The sequence below is a fragment of the Bacillus sp. UNC437CL72CviS29 genome (assembly GCF_000482345.1).
Lineage (GTDB): Bacteria > Bacillota > Bacilli > Bacillales > Bacillaceae_G > Bacillus_A > Bacillus_A arachidis.
The window spans coordinates 127,198-148,624 of the sequence record NZ_AXVB01000005.1 but is presented as its reverse complement, the minus strand read 5'-3'; the positions used below and the strand labels follow the sequence as shown (position 1 = coordinate 148,624).

Below are 21,427 nucleotides of genomic sequence, written 5' to 3'. Positions count from 1 at the left end.
TTAGTCTATAACGTGATACAATAAAAGAAACTCATTCCACAGATTACAAAGGAGGAATTTTATATGGGTTTATTTAGTGGTATTTTAGGAAATGCATCTGATACGAGTACAGAAAATGTTGAGCGTGACTTACAAAAAATTATGCTTGATGATGAACAAGTTGAGTATGCATATAAATTGATTCGAGATTTAATTGTATTTACAAATCGACGAATGATTTTAGTAGATAAACAAGGAGTAACTGGTAAGAAAACAGAATATCATTCTATTCCTTATAAAAGCATTACACAATTTAGCATCGAAACAGCAGGACATTTTGATTTAGATGCAGAACTGAAAATTTGGATATCTAGTATGCACGATCCAATCACAAAAGAATTAAAAGGTGATGACAGTATTTTAAACGTCCAAAAAGCTTTAGTAAAATATACAACAAAATAGCCTTTTTGCATTTTTATGCAAAAACAAAAGTTATAACCCCGTATTTTTTGGAACAACATACATTATTTTGTTTTAAAAATACAAAATAACAGGGATAGATGACACAGATTTATTCTGTTTTATCTATCCCTTTAAAAATTATGATACTACTTTTTTATAATAAACAAGTGTTGTATGATCATTCAACTTCTTTTTTACTCCCGTCTGAATGTAACCCATTTTCTCGTATAGATAACAATTACGTTCTTCTTCTAAAATTGTAGCTAATTCCCAACTAGCTGCTTTTGGAAACATCTTTTCTACTAAAACGAATACTTTCTGGGCTACCCCTTTTCCTTGATAATTAGGTAGAATAAACATAGGACTAATCCAGAACTGGGTCGTCGTATGTTTCCAAAATGCACAAATAGCCCCAGCAAGAGTATTATTAACTACTATTTTATAAAATCCTCCATTAGGATTGTTTATTCTCGTAATTACTTTATCAATCGTTTCATTAGCAGGATTCGTTTTATAGTCTTTGTATTTTTCTAATAACGGTTTAAACGCTTGTATTTGAATAGCAAAAATAGATTCTGCATCAAAATTTACTGCCCTTTCTAATGTTACTTCCATAGCACTTACCAACTTAACCGTTCTCGTAAAGAAGTAATATGTGCCGTATGATGACGACCGTGCCATGCATATAATCCAATTGCTACTTCTAGTTTTGTTTCACCTGATTCTGGATGATTAAAAGTTTTTTCAAGATCTGCCTGTTCTAAAGAATTTAATAAATTTACCCATCTTTTATGTAATGAATCTAATAATACAAGAGAAACATCTACAGGTAATTTTGAGTCAGGGAGTTCTGCCCACTTTTCTTCCCTATACGGCTTAATTGTCGGGTTATTTTCTGTAAGAGCTAATTTAAAACGGATGTAACTATTCATATGACTATCAACAATATGATGAACAACTTGCCGTACTGTCCATCCACCCTTTCGATATGGCGTATCTAATTGATCCTTATCTAGATCTCTAATTGCTTTTGTTAATTCTTTAGGAAGATTGGCAATTTCTTGAATCCATTTCTCTACCGTTTCTTCTGTAATATTTCCTTCATGAGTAAACTGTCCAATTGGATAACGTAAGTCCTTCATTGCATTGTTCCCCTTTTGTTTTTAAATTTCTTTTATAGCATTTTAGTTTGTTTCCAAACGTAATGAATGAAATCATTTAACTCTGTAGCTTTTTTATCAATTGCAGTACGTGAAAAGCCGCTTTTTTCTAATACGATTTGTGAAGCAATGTTGGTATTTGTTGTCTTTGCATGAATTTCAGTAATTTGCTCGTTTACTGCTTGATTTTGGAGTAATTGAACGGACTTAGTTGCAATTCCATTTCCGATAAAATCCTTTCCTACACGATAACCAAGATATCCTAATTGTCTATCTTTCTCTATGTCTACTAAGTTTATTCGACCTACAATTGCTTTCTTCTTATTTCGTATGAGATGAAAATAGGAAATGCCTTCTTTTTGTTCCTTTAACAATTCATCATGTTTATATTGAAACGTTTCATAAACATAGTAATCATCCCCACGACTCGGTACCATCTTTTCAAAAAAAGTTCTGTTATAACACTCAAAAACAAATAATTCTTCTGCATCTTGTTTCTTTAATTTTTCTATGTATATTTCCATTTATGAATCATTCCTTTTTAATCGATTAACTATTATTAATTCGCCATTTAATAGTTAATTTCCTACTGCTTGTAGTAAGGTTAACTCCCTCTATTTCTGTCGAGCTGTAAGAATGGCAAACCATACCTTAGGATGAAAAAGATGTAGAGGACTACGAATAAGGTTCATTACCCTAACCAGACGAATATAAATATCTGTATTACTCGCAGAAAGCCGATATACTTTTTTCGTATACCATTGTTGAAATGGTTGGATAAAAGACTTCTCTCCTTTTATTTTAGGGTGACGGAATGCTTCTGTAGTAACCATTTCCCATGGCGTTGCAATCACCTTAGAAATACGTTTGTAAAATTCTCGAGTAAAACCATTCTGCAGCGATGTTCTTTTCTTTAAACTCATTTGTAGCGCGACAGCTTCCATGGCAGCAACAGAAATTCCTTGTCCAAAAACTGGATCAAAGCGACAATGAGCATCTCCAATTACTAAAAACCCTTCTGGCATATTTTTCACTAAATCGAATCGGCGACGAACTTGATAAGGAATCTTTTGTATTTTTATATCTGTAATTGGTTCAGCTTGTTCAAGAAAATGCATAACATCTGGTGCAGGTAACTTCTGAGCAAATGCAAGGAACTCTTCATCTGTTTTTGGTGCATTCTCATTGGCATATCCGCTAAAAGTTACGAAATAACGATTGTCTTCAATAGTTTGAATAAAGGCGCCATAAGGATTTTCAGGAAAGCTAGGAGAAATAAGTAAATTGCACCAATCAGGATTTTTATGTTGTTTTAAACGGAATACCCTAGTTGCGTAAAATAATTGAATCCATACTTTTTCTTCTTTTACCTTTATGCCATATGTTTCTAACCACTCTATATTTTTCGAACCAAATCCGCTTGCATCTACAACGAGATCTGCATGGAGATTTTCTTTATTTCCTGTCTTCATACACTGCACTTTTACTCCAGAGATTTTGTGATGTTGCTGATCTATTATCAATTGTTCAACCATTGTTTCATATTTTGTTGTAATATTATTTACTTCACTCATTCTTTTTTGTATATGCCACTCAAGCATAGGACGACTTTGTTGAACCGCATTCAACTCTCCAATAAATGGTTGTTTCCACAAACCAAAATGATGCCATTTCAAATCTCCAGTAAAATTATTTATGATACCACCATCTTCTTTTAATTGGGTCATAATCGCAGGGAATAATTTCTCAATAGCCTCTTCACCACCCTTTAATAACACATGAGGATGATGGGTTTGAGGTACTCTTTTTCGTGGGCTTTTTTCATTCCACTCTGTGCCCACTTCTAAAATCATTACCTCTTGAAAAAAATCAGACAAAGCTTTTGCTGCTAATTTCCCAGCTATACTTCCACCAATAACGATTGCTTTTCCTAACATTTTCTACCTCCCGAAAGATATTTCCGCTTCTTTTATGATGCTAAAATATAATTTTCCATTTCCTACTTTATTCTCCTAGCATATTAATAGAATCACAAAATAAAAAATCCTGCTATAAATTTACACGACAGGATTTTTTTATCAACATTTATTCATCTTTTCCTTTCATTACAAGTACTAAGTGAGTAAGTTAGGTTAATCTAATCATCTTCACCAGCAAGAGCTAGTTTAATATATGCTTACTGCTTAACTGTATATCTCCAAGGGCTCTCTTTAAAATATGCCAGTGAACTGTAAAGTTAATATTAATATGCCAAGAGCCCAAACATAATAAGCGAACACTTTAAGAGAATGCTGTTTTAAATATTGAATCATCCAAGATACTGCGATATATCCGAAAAATGCCGCGGATAAAGTACCAACAATTAACGATGTACTTGAAATTGTTTCTGCTTTACCTTGAAAAACGTCCACAGACTGTAAGATGATTGCTCCAACAATTGCAGGTGTTGACAATAAGAATGAAAAATACGCTGCAGTTTCACGGTCTAGTTTCCTCCAAAGTGCAGCGACAATTGTCATACCAGAACGAGAGATTGCTGGAAAAATAGCAAATGCTTGAAAGGAGCCAATGATAAAAGCATCTTTATATGTAATGTCATTCATTTTCTTACGTCCATTTTTTTGTTTCTCTGCCATATACAAAAACAAACCTGTCACTAAAAACTCCCATCCGATAGTTATGCCCGTTTTTGAAATCTCTTCAAAGAAATCTTTAAATAGTAGACCGATAATAACGGCCGGGATTGTTCCTACAATGAGTAAAAATGTAAGTTTTGAAAATGGGTTTTTAACCAAATAGATAAACTCTTTTTTATAATAAATAAATACCGCTAGCAGGGTACCAATATGCAGCATCGTGTCTAAAAAAAGCCCAGCTTCATCTAAATGAAACAAATGTCTTCCTAAATACAAGTGACCGGTACTGCTTATAGGTAAAAATTCCGTTAACCCCTGAATAATTCCTAATATAAAAGCTTCCAACCAGTTCATGATTGTCTCCTTTCTTGTTTGCTTGTACCAGTATATGTTTATTTTTACCTGTTATGAAAGAAAGGGAAACGAATTCAAGATGTAAGGACTTTTCCAGACAACAAAAAAGAGGGAAAATCCCCCTCTTAGTATAAACTTTATTTAATTTGTTCTTTATGTTCATGATTAACAAGAACATACCATTTACCTGTGTCAAACTTCTCTTTATTAATCACATAAACTCTATTATCTTTCTTTATTTCCCCAGGTTTTAATTCTGTATTAAGATTAGGAGTTACACCTTTTTCAACTGCATAACTACTAGCTGCCCATACATTCATTTCGTAAGCATTATCATTTTCATCCACTAAATCAACTGATGGCAAAACTGCTAATTTCATCGATTCGTTTGTTATATTTTTCCCTTCAACTTCTATAACAATAAAGACATTTCCATTATCAGCTTCTTGAATCCCTATGCTTTCTTTACCCACCTTATCTCTTTCTACAACCCTTTTCACAGTTACATCAAATTTTGACGTATTAAAAGTTTTGTTTAATGGATATTCTTTTTCTTTTATTGTTGTCTTTGCCTTTGTTTGTTCCTTATTTTTCGAATCTGTATTCTCTTTTGTTTTCATATTCTTTTCTTCTTGCTTAGAAATTGTTTCTTTCGATTCAGAAGAAGTTTTATCTGATGTACTTTCACAGCCAGATAAGTTAAATACTAAAGCTCCACCCAAAATACATGTAGTAAATTTTTTTAACATACTTTTTATCCCCCAATAAACACAATATATAAATTTCCTACTTATCATAGCAAAAAACAATCTTTTGCATTGTTATATTTTGTCGAATAATCAAAGGGGACTCAATGTTTTTTTGTTAAATAAAAAAAACATGACCTTACTATATTACTAAGATCATGTTTTACATTGCTTTTATTTTATTTATAAAATACCTTATCAACATTATACTTCGCTTGAAACTCATTAATAATATATGTTTCGTAAATTTCTCTTTCCATTGGATCTTCTACAATACATGCATCAATGCGGTATACTTCATCACGATTTGCTTTAATTGGTGAAACATTGTCTTCAAAATGCTTTTTAATACGCTGTCTTATTTTACGTGCTTTCCCTACAAAGAGAAGTTCGTCATTAATGTTATAAAACATAAAAATGCCGCCTTTATCTCTTGGGAATAGGTGGAAATCAATGAACCCATGAATTGGAGTGATTCTTGGCTCATCGCCTTTTATTACTTGTTTTCTTTCTGTTATAGAAACATCAACTGCAGGTAAATCAATTTTAATCAAGTTGCTTCACGTCCTCTTTTATTATAAAGGTAAATAATAGCACATGTATGCAAGAAAAGCTATTCGTGTTGAGTAAAAATACCGTTTTTTCACTACCTCCTAAATATTATAGGTATATCATGTATGTATTTTCTCCAAATCATATGATCATACGCCTCGCCCCAATAATCTTTTAACAAAAAGTTAGGCTCTCCAAATCTTTTCTTCCATATTTTTTGTGCGTTAGTATATCCGCTATCCAAACCGAATTCCTTTATGCCTTTACCCAATAAGGTAAGAAAAATCGCATTTAAGAGTAAATTTCCTATGCCGCATCTTTGATAATTCGGGAGTACAAATACAGTCCCCACCTCATTCAAATCTTTTAATGCGTTATCTGTGCAACTATTAATAATTTTACTTGATGGACCAAATTCAATTGTGCCGATAATTTTATTACAACGTTTATCTACAGCTATCAAAAAATATCGATTTTTCCCATTGCTATCAAAGTCACATTTCAAGTACTGCTTTTTCGTTTCAATTTCATTTTCTATGTCATCAGCCAATTCCGATAGACCTTCTCTAGTAAACGTATCGATAATGACTGTTCGAAACAATTGATTTAATTCTTCAAAATCATCGATGATTGGTCTTCTTATCTCAACATAATCCACCGAAAGCAACTCCTTAATCTCCTAAATTTCAAAATTACAATCCATATAGCTTTTCTCCAAAATACTCAAAATTCCCTCTACACATATAAAATTTACTGCGAGCAATGTGGAAACAAACAAAAAAGATTAGGTAGTTATGCCTAATCTTTTTTGTTTTTGTAATTATTCGATTGCTCCTGCTACGTCATAATCATTTAAGTCTAATTCTATCGGTTGTCCTAAAGCAAGTTTCGCAAGCTCAGAACCTAAGTATGGACCTGCTGTTAATCCCGAAGCGCCTAAACCATTCGCAACGAGTATACCTTTAAAATTAGGTAATGGACCAATAACTGGGAGAAAACCTGGTGTAAATGGTCTAAAGCCAACTCTCGTTTCCAGCATTGTACTATTTTCTAATCCTGGTGCCACAGACAATGCCTTATCAAACACTTCATGTAAACCACCTGCTGTAACACGATAATCAAGACCAGTATCATTTTCATGCGTTGCCCCTACAACTACACGGCCATCTTCAAAAGTTAAAATATACTGATCGTTTGGCGGCATCGCAACTGGCCAGTTGTCAGTATTAGTATCCGGCATATGTAAATGAACAATTTGTGCTTTTTGGAAAGTCACAAGAAAATTTATCCCAAGTGGTTTTAGTAATTCGTTTGCCCAAGCTCCTGCAGTGACAATTACTTGATCCGCCGTTAATGTTTCGCCATTTACATAAATTCCTTTAACATAATTATTCTCATGAATTAAAACAGCATCTCCTTTTATAAAGGTAGCACCATGTTTCTTCGCAGCATTTACAAGAGATTGACGAAGAGCTCGTCCATTTACCCGAGCTGCGCCACTTATATGTACAGATCCATATTCCTCTGATAACGGCGGGAATAGTTTTTTTGTTTCCTCTGGCGATAGGCGAGTGATTTCGCCAATTTCAGGAGCACCTTCACGTCGCTTATATGCTCGCTCCTCCATTTGATCTAACTTTTTATCATCCGTATGTAAGCTAATCGCACCCACTCGGTTATAACCTGTATCTGTTTCACCATCTTCTTCTAATTGTTGAATTAAAGAAGTATAGTAATGCGCTCCGCCTTTTGCGATTTTATACCAAGCCTGATTACGCCGCTGTGAAAGCCAAGGACATACAATTCCTGCTGCTGCATCCGTTGCTTGTCCTAAATCCTGGCGATCAACTAGAGTAACGTGAGCTCCTTCTTTAGCGAGATGATAAGCAGTAGACGCTCCTAAAATTCCAGCTCCAACTACAATATACGATTTCATTCAAAACACCTTTTCTTATTCATTCTTTTATATCTTATTATTTAACATTTGTTTCCTAATTTAAAAATATCACGCTCTACTATTAAATTTTCTTTATTTCTTCTTTCTGCGGAATAAATCCATTGATTTATAACCTTGTGAAAGAATTTCAATCATTTGCTGCACACGTTTTTCGCGTGTTTGTTGCTGTTTTGCTGAAAATATATGGCGCGCCCAATCTTTTTGATATCCTGGTGTTAAACCTTGATAAAACTGAAGTTCATTTGGGTGATTAGCTAAAAATGCTTCTACATCTTTAATATTCTCTATATAATCAGAAACACATTGACTGGCAGCAGATGTTTTCTTTGGTTTCTTTTTTTCACGTTTTAAGCCAATAACAGTAAAGACGTCATCCATACTAATCATCCGCGCGAATTTGATATCACTATTACCTACATATCCATCCTCTCCAACTTTCATCGCTGGAAATATTTCATCTCTGTGAATAAAAGTGTCATAACGCGTATTACCTTTTTTCGGATAGGCGAAAAATAAATAGCCTTTTTCGAGTAATAATTGTTTATTAATAATAAGTTGCGTGTGTTTTACCATCTCATCAAGTGTTTCTACAAAAATGAAGATAGCATCATGATCTTTAGATAACTTAATTGCTTGTTCAGCAAATAGGGCATAATCGTTTGGTTGATTCATTACTGCCATATTACTATATTTACTAAGGTTCAATTTATCGATAACTGACATAGTAGACTCCTTTTCTATTCATTGTTACTTTTATCGTACCTATATTACTATAAAAGAGAATGGCCTTGCTGTGCAAATAAACCCTCTATTTCTCATGATGCTTTTACATTAAGATTCATACTACTTCGGTTTACATTTCTATGTTAAATCTATCATGTAAGAGCTTTTCGTAGTGATTCTCTGTAATTACACTTTTACTTTTTTGACCATTTATTACTTGAGTCAAGCTATCTTTCGTCAAAGAGACATATCCAGAATGCGTAAGTTTTACTGCAATTGCCCCCTTATTAAAACTAGAATTCTCATCTTCTATAACTTTTCTTTGAACTTCATTTAAAGTTGTTTCATCAATGGGATCTGTACGAAAGGCGTGACACACCTTCCATTCTATATTTTCTTGTGAGGTGTGCCGCGAGTGAATGTCTCGTCTTTCTAAAATATACGTTCCTTTATCTGTATCTTTTCTTCTAACACGATATTCGCCATTTTTTGAAGTAACAACCTCACCAGTAAACGGTACAAGTGTGAGAGGTACAAATGAAGCAATTCCTACATCAGCTAAATACAACGCGGAATCATAATTTAAAATGATTGTAATATGACTATCTTCAATAGACCATACATTTAAATCACTTTTATAAACTGTGCCTAATGCCAACTGCACATCGAATCCACAATCTTGTAAAAAATAATATAGAATAGAATTCATTTCATAGCAAAGCCCACCTCGTGAACTCATTAATATTTTCTTTTGTAAATTCTCTTTAGAAATTTCTTTCGTATTACCTATTACGATATCTAAATTCTCAAATGGAATTTCATACGCAATTGCGCTCATTATTTTGTTCAAGTCCTCAAATTTCACAGTCTGTTGTTTCTTAAGGTTCAATCTTTCAAAAAACTGATCTTGTAACTCTGTCATATAAAGCACCCCTTCAATATTTAGAGTGAATGTATTATATGCAAATTTTAAAAGTTATGATGAGTATCAACAATGTTCATTTACAATAACTGTACCGGTACAATAGTGCCATACCCATTCGCACATTTAGTGAATATAATTTTTCAAAATCCATTCGTGTCTCTTGTATATAATCCATAAACTTATTTCATAAACCATGCGACCATTATGGATAATTCTCTACTTATGTATAGATAACAATTACAAACTTATGTAATCAACTCTTCATATAACAATTGTAAAGAAGTACCCTTTTTATTCATTTTTCATGCACATCTATGTACATTTTTTGATTTATTAGTTATATTATGGTTATTGAATGATTACGAAAATAAATCTATCGTCTATACAAATACTTGTATTTCTTAAATCCGTGAAAAAACTACAAAATGTACGAAAATCCATTTGTCAAATGAATTTTAAACGGAAGGAGGTTTGTGGTTTATTCATCGGGATATAACAATCAGTTTTATGTAACTGATAAAAATACAGGAGGCGACATGATGTTTCGTACAATTTCAAACTTTATGAGAGTAGCTGAGATAAGAAGGAAAATCCTTTTTACACTTGCGATGTTAATTGTTTTTCGAATTGGCACGTTTATACCAGTTCCTCATACTAACGCAGAGGTATTAAAGGTACAAGATCAAGCCAATGTTTTAGGTATGCTAAATGTATTTGGCGGAGGAGCTTTACAACACTTCTCAATCTTTGCTGTTGGTATCACACCCTATATTACAGCCTCCATTATTGTACAGTTGTTACAGATGGATGTTGTACCTAAATTTACAGAGTGGGCAAAGCAAGGTGAAATGGGCCGTAAAAAATCAGCTCAGTTTACCCGATACTTTACAATCATTCTCGCATTTATTCAAGCCATTGGAATGTCTATTGGCTTTAACAATATAGCAGGCGGGCAACTAATTTCTAATCCAGGATGGACTACTTATTTATTTATCGCTACAGTGCTAACTGCCGGTACTGCATTTTTACTTTGGTTAGGTGAACAAATTACTGCAAACGGCGTAGGAAACGGAATTTCAATGCTTATCTTTGCGGGGCTTGTTGCAGCAATTCCAAACGTGGTAAATCAGATTTATTTACAGCAATTCCAAAATGCTGGCGATCAACTCTTTATGCATATTGTCAAAATCATATTGATTGGATTAGTTATTTTAGCAATCGTTGTCGGTGTTATTTATATCCAACAAGCAGTTCGTAAAATACCTATTCAATATGCAAAGGCTGTTTCAGGTAAGAATCAATATCAAGGAGCAAAAAATACTCATTTACCTTTAAAGGTAAATAGTGCAGGTGTAATCCCTGTTATCTTTGCTTCTGCATTTCTCATGACACCGCGGACAATTGCGCAGCTATTTCCTGACTCTAATGTATCGAAATGGTTAAGCACGAACTTGGACTTCGCGCATCCGATCGGAATGACTCTTTATGTTGGACTCATCATTGCTTTTACATACTTCTATGCATTTATTCAAGTAAACCCTGAACAAATGGCAGAGAACTTGAAAAAGCAAAATGGATATGTTCCAGGTATTCGTCCGGGTAAATCGACAGAGCAATATGTAACAAAAATTTTGTATCGTTTAACATTTATTGGTGCTATTTTCTTAGGCGCTATCTCAATTTTACCACTCGTATTCACAAAGATTGCTACTTTACCACCTTCTGCTCAAATTGGTGGTACAAGCCTACTCATCATTGTTGGGGTAGCGTTAGAAACAATGAAAACGCTAGAAAGTCAGCTTGTAAAACGTCATTACAAAGGATTTATAAAGAAAGTAAACTAATGCTTTGTACATATGAACTAAACATAATGAAACCCTCTCGTTTTATATACGAGAGGGTTTCATTATGTTGCTTAAAAAAAGATTGAGTTATCAGAAAGACTTTGTTTTCTTTTTTGAAAAAAATATTTCTTCCGTTGATATTACTTTATATTCACTTAATTCTTTTTACTCATAAATAAAGCTGTCCACAGTCCAGAAACACCAAAAACTGGGTTTGATTGATTTATTTCCTTCATTCTACGTATTTCTACTTCAGAAAAGTCACTAAAAATGGCTCTAAGTTTTTCAGCTGTAAATCCTAATCCACCTTTAAGACTTTGTAGTTTGTATACTTCCCAATCCGTTATGTCTGCCCCACCTAATTCTCCGCCTTGAACAAAACAAGTGATTGCAAAATAACCACCTGGTTTTAAAGCCTTTTTCACCAAATTTATATAATTCATTCTTCTGTGTGGTGCAATATGATGAAAGCATCCTGAATCGTACACAATATCGTATGTATTCTCTTTGATTTCTAAGTCAAAGATATTGTTATAAATAAAATTTACATTTACATTTTTCTCCTTTGCACGTTCGGTTGCCCATTGAATGGATTTCTGTGATAAATCTACTGCATCAACTAAGCATCCTTTTTCAGCAAAGTAAATTGCATTTCTGCCTGGACCACATCCAAATTCAAGAACTTTTCCTGGACTAAGTAATTTTTTCTCGAAATAATTAACGAGATTCTCATCTGGTTTATTAGTAAAAAAGGGAACTTCTTTTTCACGATTTGAATAAAAACCATCCCAAAATTGAGTTGGTTCACGTAATAATGAATCTAACATATTCAATACATCTTCATAACTACTAATTATTTCTTTCACAGTAACCCCTTCTTTCCAATTAACTCTTACAATCTAATTATATAAGTGATTAGATTGCTTCGTGTTTCATTAGGGTTAACAACACTTTAAATCCAAATAAATTTGAACTCTCTACTTATGCCTATTTATGTTAATTTAACGTGCAGAAAGATACCTAATTTTCTTTTTATATTGCTTTAAAAGTATTTACCTTTCTCTTCCTTAAAATCCATCAAAACAATTAGAAATACCCTTAGAACCAGAATGTAATTCTGTCTTTTCAGAATTATCATTACGATTATTACGACAATATTACAAATAAAGTAGATATACATTCTCATTAAATACAAATATTTCTTCGGTTATTTACATCATTTACATAAATTTCATTTCCATAAACACACTATTTGGATCCTCTATATATTTCGAGAACGGTTTGCTATATTGAAATCCCATACTTGTATACAAACTTCTAGCCGGTTTGAAGACATCCATAGATCCTGTTTCCAAACTCAATCTTTGGTAACCACGTCGCTTTGCTTCCTCAATTATATGCTGAAGAAGTCGCTTGGCAATACCTTTTCTTAAATGCAACGAAGATGTTTTCATTGATTTTATTTCCCCATGTTGACTATTGAGTTCTTTAAGTGCGCAGCATCCAACTAAATCATTACCTTCCCATGCACTCCAAAATGTAATATCTTCTTTCCGCAATCCATCTAAATCTAGAGCATGCCTGCTTTCTGGGGGAGAATGTAGTGCCATGCTTTGTAGATGATCCATCAATAATTTTTCTACTGCAGTACCGGTTAAATCATCTATTTTTATCTCCATAAGACGTCCCCTCCTATTAATATTTTCCTCGTACTTGTTTTAAAACTCAAAAACATACTGACTTTTTTCAATGATGCTTGCACTCTAATTTCAAGAGGAACAATTGCATTCTCTAGCGGTTCTTCTTTAATACCGGGAATCATAACATCTAGTCCCTATTTTATTCAAGTTGTTTAATGGGATTGGAAAAGCTTCATGATTTCTCTCATTACTTATATAAATCAAGCGGCTGTATTTGCACAAAACGGTTATTCCATACAGACTCATGGTGCTCAATAATTTGCTTGGCGTTAAGTTGCTTGCTATTTAACGTACTATGCGCACCCTTTACTAGCAAATTATGTTGATATCCCTTACTATAGGCAATTCGTATAGTCGTATCTAAACAAAATTCAGTTTGAGCACCTACAAAAATTAATTGCTCTATACCTAATTTTTTTAAAGTTTCCTCTAAAGTAGTTTGATAGAAGGCGTCCCATGTGATTTTTTCTATAACAATATCATTACTTTCTCGGTACAACCCTTTATGTAATTCCCAGGCATACTTCCCCTTCGCCATTTCATCTGATGAATTTTGATCTGTATGCTGAATGAAAATTACTGGTATCTCCTTTACTTTTGCCCAGTTAATGACTGTGTTCACATTTTCAAGTAATTGTTCATGCTGATATAAGTGATTTTTTTCTTCTGAAAAAAAGATTTCTTGCAAATCGATAACAATTAATGCTTGTTTCACATGTATCTCTCCTATCCCTTTGTTGAATAATAATTTTTCTCCTTATCACTTTACAACTCCAAAAAGCCCTATCATATACAGGGCATTTTATAAAAACAATATATAATTATAACATATAAAAAGTTCTAACTCTATCTAATAATTTGTTTTTTCTGTCATTTTTAGGCGCATTAAGATAAAATATTCTTTTATTTCACAACCAAAATATAATTTTACATTTCTTTTTTAAATAATCTTCCCTGTTTAAAATACCCTTCAAGTGTAGAGCGATTTGCTAAAAATACACCAATCAAGATGAGACATGCTCCGATTCCCATTAACGGATTAATTGGTTCCCCTAAAAATACGTATCCTGTAATAACAGCAATTAATGGGGATACATACAGCCAAGTTGATGGGAAAACTGGATTTGTTTTCGATAAGAGCCAATAATAGAGTCCATGGCCACCAATTGATCCAATAAATATGAGATACAAAATGGGCCATTGTACACTCCAAGATGTTAGCATAGCTAGATTTGGCTGTTCTGTAAAAATAGAAGTAATCAACAGAAAAACTCCACCGTAAAACATTTGGATTCCGTTAATAAGAAATGGCGATACTTTTGGCAAATCTGAAAGTATTTCTTTTGAACAAATGGAGCCTATTGCATAAAACAATTCCCCTATTAATATAACAAAACAAGCAATACTCCATATAAAAGTGAAATGTTGATGCATACCTATACCTGGTAAGGAAATACAAACAACTCCACTAATCGCTATGATTAGTGCAAGAAGTTGTTCCCTTTGTAATTTTGTTTTATTTCTTTTCACTTGTAATAACAAAATCATCATTGGCCCTGTCGCAGAAAGAATAGCTGCTAATCCAGAAGAAATATACTGTTCTGCCCAGTATAACGTTGCAAATGTCATAAAGGTTAAACAAAAACCAGCGTACATAATTCTTTTTGATAACAAGTATGGCATGACATGTTTCCGTTTTAAGGAAAATATGATAATGAGAATAACGCCTGCCAAAAAGAAACGAATTCCCGCCGAGAATAATGGTGGCGTCCCCGCTTCAATCCCAATTTTAATTGTTAAAAATGTTGTCCCGAAAATGATACAAATTAAAATATAATTAAAAATGACCATTTCATTTCCTCCTTTGTAGTCTTGAAATGAGTATAGAGGAAACAGTGTATAACAGTATATCAAGGCGTATAACAGTTTGATAAATCTATAGTTGCTTCTGCATATGTTTTTGGATTTAATTAAATTAAAAAGAAACTTAGGTGAGCTGATGAAGATTATACTGCGGAAAGAATCTAACATACCATTCTATCAACAAATTTATATGCAAATCGTTGAGCGGATTCAAAGTGGAATGCTATCAAATGGGGATCTTTTACCTTCATTACGCTCTATGGCGGATGATTTACAGATAAGCATATTAACCGTTCGTAAAGCCTATAAAAAGTTAGAAACGAAAGGATATGTATATATTCAGCAAGGAAAAGGTGTGTATATACATAAACCGATAAATCGGAAAAATCAGCCGAAGCCATATGATTGGCAACATAGAAAATCAATCAATGTCATGCGATCTCAATATGTAATGAATCAACATAGAAAGCATTATGATTTTTCACAAGCTATTCTTTATCCTCGGCTTTTACCTAATCCTTTTCTTTCGGGTGAAATGCAAAAAATAATAGCGGACAATCAAATGATATTGGCAACTTATGGATCAGTTCAAGGAGATGAAGAACTTCGAATAGAAATTGCAAGATATTTAAAGGATTATCAAAAACTATCTGTAGCCCCTTCTACTTTATTAATTACAAGTGGTGCTCAGCAAGGAATTGATTTAATTGCTCAAACATTATTAAAACCAGGTGACACAGTTATAATAGAGAGCCCGTGCTATGGTGCCGCAATCGATGTATTTATAAATAAAGGGGTTCAAATCATCCCAATTGAGCTTGATGAACAAGGGATTCGTTCTGATTTAATCGATGAAGTTTGTCAAAAAAAGAAGCCGACTTTAATTTATGTAAATCCTACTTTTCAAAACCCTACAGGTACTGTTATGAGTAAAAGAAGACGAATGGAACTTGTAGAACTAGCGGAGCTATATCATTTCTTTATAATTGAAGATGATTCTTTTGGAGAAATATATTTTGAGGGTGCTAAAATTCCAGCTCCACTTAAAACCTTTGATGCAAACGGGCATGTTATATACTTAAAAGGATTCAGTAAGACATTAGCACCAGGCCTTCGTATTGCAGCATTAGCTGCAGAAGGTCCTATTTTCGAATGGTTATACGCTGTGAAAGCTTCGATGGATATAGGCAGTCCATTATTGACACAAAAAGCACTTCTTCCATTTTTACGAGCAGAAAGAATGAAAAACCATTTAGAAAAATTGCGTACTGCTTTACAAGTAAGACGCGATACAACACTAGAAATATTAACTTTTCAAACAGGAGAAGTTTATTTTCAAAAACCTCTAGGTGGCTTTAATTTATGGGGAGCACTTCCGAATTCAATTGATATTTTTATGCTACTGAAAAAAGCGAATGAAGTGAATGTTTCATTCCTACCAGGAACGGCCTGTATTTTGAATCATGAATCAAACTATAACTATTTACGAATTAGTTACTCCATGTTGAATGAAAAAGACATGTTGATTGGGTTAAAAAGACTTCATAACGTATTACTACATTCCTTAAAATAATAAAAAATAGTTAATATACCCCATATTAACTATTTTTTCAGATTGTATTGATGCAACATCTTTTCTAACATTTCACATGTAACCGGCTGCGCGCCAGCTGTTAATTGATATCCGATGCGACCGTTCGGTTCTGCTGTTGCTTGCTGTAATGTTGTTATATCATGAATTCCCTGTTCTCTTAAATACATAAGTAATTGCTGTTCTGTTATTTTCGTACGTCTCAAATTATTTTTCAAAATTTCTCCATCCTCAACAATAACAATGCTATTACCATTTAAAAATTTTTCTATCCCCCTTGATTTCACTTCTACATAATGAATAACAAGTAAAATGCCTGAAAATATACAAGCTGCAAGGATTGATGGCCCTACTTTCCTACTTAATACCGGCTCTACAATAATACGCGCAATGGAGACAACAATAATAATCTCAGCTCGTGTCATCTGACTAACAGATTTACTTCCGGTTAATTTTAACGCAAGGATACCCGTAACAATTAAAATTATGCTTTCAAAAAAAATATTCATCAACAATCCATTCCTTTAATGGTAATTAATAAATAGCATTACCATTGATCCAGTTCTTTATTGTTCACACAGCACATAAAAACTAAAAACAAGTATATACTAGTCGTGCCTAGTTTTTGGTTATCCTAGTCAATTCCTATTTCTCCTCATCTATTTACTAGGTTGTTTCAAATTTCACAAAAAGAAGTGGATGTTCTCTTTATATCGGGTATAATTTTTGAGAATAGAAAAGGAGAGTTGCTGCTTCTTTTCATTTAAATAATTTTGTAAACGATGAATACATCTTTATAACCCAAGTAATAAAAGATTGAAACGTATATGTATTTTTATCAATAACAATGCTTATTAGACTACCTATAACAGCACTCCCGATTATGTCAAATGGATAATGATGCCCTACCCAAACACGTGAAAAACCTGTCAAAATTGCTAATAACCACATAATAGAGCCCATGCAACGTTCATGAAGTAAAATGGAAGTTGCTACAGCAGAAGCTAAAGCAGTATGTTTACTTGGGAATGAAGAATTATTTTTTGATGGAATAAGCAAACGAATTCGATGAACAATAAAAGGCCGAGGTTTAAAATAAAAAATTTGGATGATACGGTTTATAATTAAAGTGACTCCTGCTGAAATTCCTGCATACAAAATAATTTTTTTGTAGAAATTGTTTCTAAACCACATACATATTAATATGAAAAGGTATAAATATCGAGTCTTCTGTGAGATAAAAATCATTATCGTATCCATAGTAGTTCCTTTTCTAGCAAGACCATTTATCGCTTTAAATAGTATATAATTCATTGCTAATGTTCTCCTTTATGTTCGAAATATATAACTTAACCTAACTAATAAAAAGGAATTTATGACTGGATTACCCCGGGTCAGTTAGTCACGAACAAATTTAAAATGGTCCCCACAAGCTATAAACCATACCTCCAACAAAAAACACTAAACCTAAAACTAACACGATAAAAGCAAGGATCGATTTTTTATTATCTTCCATGAACTTAACCTCCTTTAAAATTGTTGGTCCTGTATACATTTCCCCACATTAAAAACCTTTAGTCATAATTATGTCTAAAGGTTTTTGTCATCATACTTATAAGAAAAAATAGGGGATTATATTCTGCACTAACAATATACAGTTAAGAAATTTTAAAATCTTTTTATCTGTCCTCTAATTTCTCCATTTGGATGTTTTTCCGTATGAACGTTTACATAAGTATTACCAGCACCCATCTTTCTTACGAGATCCAGTAATGATATTCCCTGTAAAGGACCCACAAGATCAGATGCTGTAATCGTTCCTGTTACCACTCCTCTATCTACACTAATTCCTCGTGTAACCGGACCAAATAGAAAAACAACAACTGGACCATTTTCTACTCCCTCTCCTAAATGAATATGAGCAGCAGTCACTCGTTCTATATCATGCACTACCAGTTTGAATGGAAGTATCGTAAAATCATCATTAATTCTAAATTGTGCTATTCCAAAAGCATTTGTACAAACAGAGGGCACTTCCTCCCGGCCTCCTAATTTAGCAATAAAACATTGGGACAATGTGTGATTCACTTCCTTACTTATTTGATGCCATATATTATTCATTAGACAAAAAAATAGCTTGTTCGTTTTAACTATAAAAAGAAGGTGAACATAAAAAAGGAAGCTATTTAATCAGCAAGGATTGTAATAACAAAAAAGAAGACTTAAAAACCGATTTATAAAGGGTTCTTAGCCTTCATTTAATTTTATATAATACTCATTGTTCTTTTAACACATTCTCTTCGAAATATTTTCCCCAATCAGGTTGTTTTCCGTCAATATCTTTAAACCCATATTCCCTCGCCAACTCCCATGAACTAAGCGCTTTCCCTGTTTTATTATGAACGTTTGAATCACTTGCTAAAGCAGCAATTGCTCTTCCTACAAAGAAAGGTGTTTCAGATGCGATAAAGTGAGGATCTTCCTTTACACCTTCTTGCCAATTTTCCTCAGTCACACCAAATAAATCTAACATTGCTTCAGAACGGAGAAAGCCAGGACTTACCGCAACTGCAGTAATACCATGTTTCTCTAAATCTTTTGCCATCGCTTCTGCTAAGTGAATTGTTGAGATTTTCGCTAAGCTATAATATAAATTACCGCGGTACTGATAATCAATCCCATCTGTAATTTCAATAACAAGTCCTTTCTTATTTTTCACCATAAGCGGAACACCATAATAACTTGTCATCATATGTGAATGGACAGCACGTTGTTGCATAAGCAAGCCGTTATGTAAATCATGCTCCCAAAAATCTTTTTCCCATTCAGTAAGCGGATCGCCGCCCCAAACATCATTTACTAAAATATCAAGTTTTCCGTTTTGTTCTTCTTGGATTCTATTAAATAGTGCTTTAATATCTGCTTCTACTGTATGATCCACACGAACGGCAATTCCTTTTCCGCCTTGTTTTGTAACGAGTTCTGCTGTTTCTTCAATTGTTTCCGTTCTTCCCATTGATGATAAATTTCCTTTTGTACTTCTCCCTGTTACATATACAGTCGCTCCGGCTTCACCGAGCATCATCGCTATTCCTCTTCCAGCACCACGTGTTGCTCCTGCAACTACTGCCACTTTTCCTTGTAATGGTTTCATATTATTCTCCTCAATGTTCATTTTCCAATTGAATTAATTTAGGTACATTTTCTCTATCATATTTTTGCGTATAGCTCTCCCCATCTGGAGTAACCAATTGTAAAGTAATCTTACCACAAACACCAGAATAAAAATCAAATTCACCTTGTGAATTTGAAATAGCACGTTCCTTATTTGTAATTGAACCCTCATAAACTTTAACATTTGCTAAAGGCATGTTGTTATGATCTACAACAACGGATTTTATTTGAATAGCAACTGCTATACATTGTTCACTTTTCTTATTATATATCACAATTGCTATCGCTCCGATTCCTACCACCATACATATCAACAAGACTATTACGTTTTTCTTCATACTAAGCCTCCTATATAAAGAATTAGCCTTTCTTAAAATGGAAATCTACACGACTTACTCGTTTCATTTCCTCGATTACTCTATGAATTCCTACCGCGATTTTATCTTCTTTCACATTTGATACATTTAGTTTTAAAAGTGTTTCCTTATGGAAAGAAGACAAATAATTTTTATCAATAGCATCAATAAATATTTGATTTTTTCTTAGGCTTTTAATAAGTGTTTCCTTAGCAATACCTTTATGTAATGATAAGCACGTATGTATTCCTATGTTGTTTTCACCTTTATATGTAAACAAATGTTGATTTTCTTTATAAACTTCTTCTAATGTTTCTGATAGCACTTTAGATCTAGCATAGTAAGATGATTGAATTTTTTGCTTGTGTCGTTCAAACATCCCACTTTTTATGTAAATTTCTAACGCAGCTTGGGAAATCATCGAACTATCAATATCTAATAGCTTTTTATATTTATGAAACAACGCTGCAATAGAAGGAGGAATAACTGCCACACCTACACGTAATCCAGGGAAAACAATCTTTGAATAACTTTTTAGATAGATTACATGTGAAGAATTATCGTAACTATATAGTGGGCCTATCTTCGAATTTTGTTCTAAATCTGCTAAATAATCATCTTCTACTATAAATACATTGTATTTTCTTGCGAGAGAAATAATCTTTTCTTTTTCTTTCTTAGAATATGAAGTGCCAAGTGGATGGTGAAACCTTGGAATTGTATAAAAAAATTTAATTTTTCCCGTTCGGAATATTCTTTCTAGCTCAATTAAATCAATACCTTCAGCAGTACGTTTTATACCAATTACAGGGGTTCGATTTGTTTCTAAATATTCAATGTATAAATGATAACTTGGCTGTTCAATAAGTACTGTTTCATTTTGATTTGGAAAGGGTATAGAAGTTAATATAGCGAGAGCTTGTTGAACTCCCGAAGTAATAAAGATGTTTTCTTCTTTTGTGAAAATTTGATAGTTTACTAATTGTTTTTGCACAACTGTAATTAACGATGGTAACCCTTTGGGTGTACCGTATATAAACAAATGATTCTTATACGTATCAATCGCCTTATTAATACAATGTTGAAAATCTAAATAAGGAAATACATCAGGGTCTGGAGCTGAAGATGCAAAATCAATATTCTCCGTTTCATCTTCCTCATAAATCCCCATTCTCTTCACTACATAATATCCACTTTGAGGTACGGAATAAATAATATGACGCTTCTCTAATTCATGAAGCGCACGTATGATTGTTGCTTTGTTACATCCATATTGCGTCACAAGCGAACGTATAGATGGAAGTTTCTTCCCTTCTTGCATTTCTCCCTTTTGAATTATGTTTTCTAAATCATTTAGTACCTTTAAATATTTATACATGATTACACCTCTTGTTTATTGCGTACC

The 21,427-nt window shown here is 33.2% G+C and carries 24 protein-coding genes; 3 read left to right on the top strand and 21 right to left on the bottom strand.

The genetic code is table 11. The annotated features are described in order from the left end of the window. Positions 1 to 63 precede the first annotated feature (63 nt). The gene (locus M014_RS0105945) at positions 64 to 441 is read left to right on the top strand and encodes a PH domain-containing protein (RefSeq protein ID WP_026590898.1); all 378 of its coding nucleotides are present in this window, start codon (positions 64 to 66) and stop codon (positions 439 to 441) included. 138 nt (positions 442 to 579) lie between these two features. On the opposite strand, the gene M014_RS0105940 is transcribed toward M014_RS0105945, so the two are convergent. From M014_RS0105940 to M014_RS0105890, 11 genes are all read right to left on the bottom strand, one after another. Beyond that, positions 580 to 1,122, bottom strand: a complete 543-nt coding sequence (locus M014_RS0105940; protein ID WP_081810974.1) for a GNAT family N-acetyltransferase — start codon at positions 1,120 to 1,122, stop codon at positions 580 to 582. Continuing rightward, the gene (locus tag M014_RS0105935) at positions 1,062 to 1,583 is read right to left on the bottom strand and encodes a YfiT family bacillithiol transferase (protein ID WP_026590896.1); all 522 of its coding nucleotides are present in this window, start codon (positions 1,581 to 1,583) and stop codon (positions 1,062 to 1,064) included. Before M014_RS0105935 ends, M014_RS0105940 begins: the two co-directional genes overlap by 61 nt. 32 nt (positions 1,584 to 1,615) lie before the next feature. Then, positions 1,616 to 2,125 (bottom strand): GNAT family N-acetyltransferase, encoded by a 510-nt coding sequence (locus M014_RS0105930; RefSeq protein WP_026590895.1) that lies wholly within the window; start codon positions 2,123 to 2,125, stop codon positions 1,616 to 1,618. 90 nt (positions 2,126 to 2,215) lie between these two features. Beyond that, positions 2,216 to 3,538, bottom strand: coding sequence for an FAD-dependent monooxygenase (locus M014_RS0105925; protein ID WP_026590894.1), 1,323 nt, complete (start codon positions 3,536 to 3,538; stop codon positions 2,216 to 2,218). A gap of 273 nt (positions 3,539 to 3,811) precedes the next feature. Then, a complete protein-coding gene (locus M014_RS0105920; protein WP_026590893.1) occupies positions 3,812 to 4,591 on the bottom strand; it encodes an undecaprenyl-diphosphate phosphatase in 780 nt (259 codons plus the stop codon). A gap of 137 nt (positions 4,592 to 4,728) precedes the next feature. Next, a complete protein-coding gene (locus tag M014_RS0105915; protein ID WP_026590892.1) occupies positions 4,729 to 5,340 on the bottom strand; it encodes a DUF4352 domain-containing protein in 612 nt (203 codons plus the stop codon). Between the two features lie 176 nt (positions 5,341 to 5,516). Beyond that, complete coding sequence (locus tag M014_RS0105910) at positions 5,517 to 5,891, bottom strand: nucleotide excision repair endonuclease (RefSeq protein WP_026590891.1); 375 nt, start codon at positions 5,889 to 5,891, stop codon at positions 5,517 to 5,519. Between the two features lie 92 nt (positions 5,892 to 5,983). Continuing rightward, positions 5,984 to 6,547, bottom strand: coding sequence for a GNAT family N-acetyltransferase (locus M014_RS0105905; protein WP_026590890.1), 564 nt, complete (start codon positions 6,545 to 6,547; stop codon positions 5,984 to 5,986). A 162-nt stretch (positions 6,548 to 6,709) separates the two neighbouring features. Beyond that, positions 6,710 to 7,825: an NAD(P)/FAD-dependent oxidoreductase gene (locus M014_RS0105900; RefSeq protein WP_026590889.1), complete on the bottom strand. Its 1,116-nt coding sequence runs from the start codon at positions 7,823 to 7,825 to the stop codon at positions 6,710 to 6,712. 93 nt (positions 7,826 to 7,918) lie between these two features. Next, positions 7,919 to 8,569: a YdeI/OmpD-associated family protein gene (locus M014_RS0105895; protein WP_026590888.1), complete on the bottom strand. Its 651-nt coding sequence runs from the start codon at positions 8,567 to 8,569 to the stop codon at positions 7,919 to 7,921. A gap of 130 nt (positions 8,570 to 8,699) precedes the next feature. Beyond that, complete coding sequence (locus M014_RS0105890) at positions 8,700 to 9,491, bottom strand: arylamine N-acetyltransferase family protein (RefSeq protein ID WP_026590887.1); 792 nt, start codon at positions 9,489 to 9,491, stop codon at positions 8,700 to 8,702. Positions 9,492 to 10,033: 542 nt separating this feature from the next. Here M014_RS0105890 and secY point away from each other — a divergent pair. After that, positions 10,034 to 11,338, top strand: a complete 1,305-nt coding sequence (gene secY, locus M014_RS0105885) for a preprotein translocase subunit SecY (RefSeq protein ID WP_026590886.1) — start codon at positions 10,034 to 10,036, stop codon at positions 11,336 to 11,338. 155 nt (positions 11,339 to 11,493) lie between these two features. Here the strand turns inward: secY and M014_RS0105880 are convergent, their stop codons facing one another. The 4 genes from M014_RS0105880 to M014_RS0105860 all read right to left on the bottom strand — a co-directional run bounded on the left by M014_RS0105880 (position 11,494) and on the right by M014_RS0105860 (position 14,889). Continuing rightward, a complete protein-coding gene (locus M014_RS0105880; RefSeq protein WP_026590885.1) occupies positions 11,494 to 12,204 on the bottom strand; it encodes a class I SAM-dependent methyltransferase in 711 nt (236 codons plus the stop codon). A gap of 354 nt (positions 12,205 to 12,558) precedes the next feature. Next, positions 12,559 to 13,017, bottom strand: a complete 459-nt coding sequence (locus M014_RS0105875; protein ID WP_026590884.1) for a GNAT family N-acetyltransferase — start codon at positions 13,015 to 13,017, stop codon at positions 12,559 to 12,561. A 208-nt stretch (positions 13,018 to 13,225) separates the two neighbouring features. Beyond that, positions 13,226 to 13,753 carry a cysteine hydrolase family protein gene (locus M014_RS0105865; RefSeq protein WP_026590883.1) on the bottom strand — a complete coding sequence of 176 codons (528 nt, stop codon included), beginning with the start codon at positions 13,751 to 13,753 and terminating at the stop codon, positions 13,226 to 13,228. 212 nt (positions 13,754 to 13,965) lie between these two features. Continuing rightward, positions 13,966 to 14,889, bottom strand: coding sequence for a DMT family transporter (locus tag M014_RS0105860; protein WP_026590882.1), 924 nt, complete (start codon positions 14,887 to 14,889; stop codon positions 13,966 to 13,968). A gap of 148 nt (positions 14,890 to 15,037) precedes the next feature. Between M014_RS0105860 and pdxR the strand changes: the two genes are divergently transcribed. Beyond that, positions 15,038 to 16,474, top strand: a complete 1,437-nt coding sequence (gene pdxR, locus M014_RS0105855; protein ID WP_026590881.1) for a MocR-like pyridoxine biosynthesis transcription factor PdxR — start codon at positions 15,038 to 15,040, stop codon at positions 16,472 to 16,474. Positions 16,475 to 16,503: 29 nt separating this feature from the next. Here pdxR and M014_RS0105850 read toward each other — a convergent pair whose 3' ends face one another. From M014_RS0105850 to M014_RS0105820, 6 genes are all read right to left on the bottom strand, one after another. Further along, positions 16,504 to 17,001, bottom strand: coding sequence for a DUF421 domain-containing protein (locus tag M014_RS0105850; RefSeq protein ID WP_026590880.1), 498 nt, complete (start codon positions 16,999 to 17,001; stop codon positions 16,504 to 16,506). A 250-nt stretch (positions 17,002 to 17,251) separates the two neighbouring features. Further along, positions 17,252 to 17,806 (bottom strand): undecaprenyl-diphosphatase, encoded by a 555-nt coding sequence (locus M014_RS0105845; RefSeq protein ID WP_026590879.1) that lies wholly within the window; start codon positions 17,804 to 17,806, stop codon positions 17,252 to 17,254. A 354-nt stretch (positions 17,807 to 18,160) separates the two neighbouring features. Next, positions 18,161 to 18,613, bottom strand: a complete 453-nt coding sequence (locus M014_RS0105835) for a CHRD domain-containing protein (RefSeq protein WP_155924320.1) — start codon at positions 18,611 to 18,613, stop codon at positions 18,161 to 18,163. Between the two features lie 154 nt (positions 18,614 to 18,767). Further along, entirely contained in the window at positions 18,768 to 19,646 is an 879-nt protein-coding gene (locus tag M014_RS0105830) for an SDR family oxidoreductase (RefSeq protein WP_026590877.1), read from the bottom strand. 10 nt (positions 19,647 to 19,656) lie between these two features. Continuing rightward, positions 19,657 to 20,004 carry a hypothetical protein gene (locus tag M014_RS0105825; protein ID WP_026590876.1) on the bottom strand — a complete coding sequence of 116 codons (348 nt, stop codon included), beginning with the start codon at positions 20,002 to 20,004 and terminating at the stop codon, positions 19,657 to 19,659. 22 nt (positions 20,005 to 20,026) lie between these two features. After that, complete coding sequence (locus M014_RS0105820; protein WP_026590875.1) at positions 20,027 to 21,400, bottom strand: aminotransferase-like domain-containing protein; 1,374 nt, start codon at positions 21,398 to 21,400, stop codon at positions 20,027 to 20,029. Positions 21,401 to 21,427: the final 27 nt, after the last annotated feature.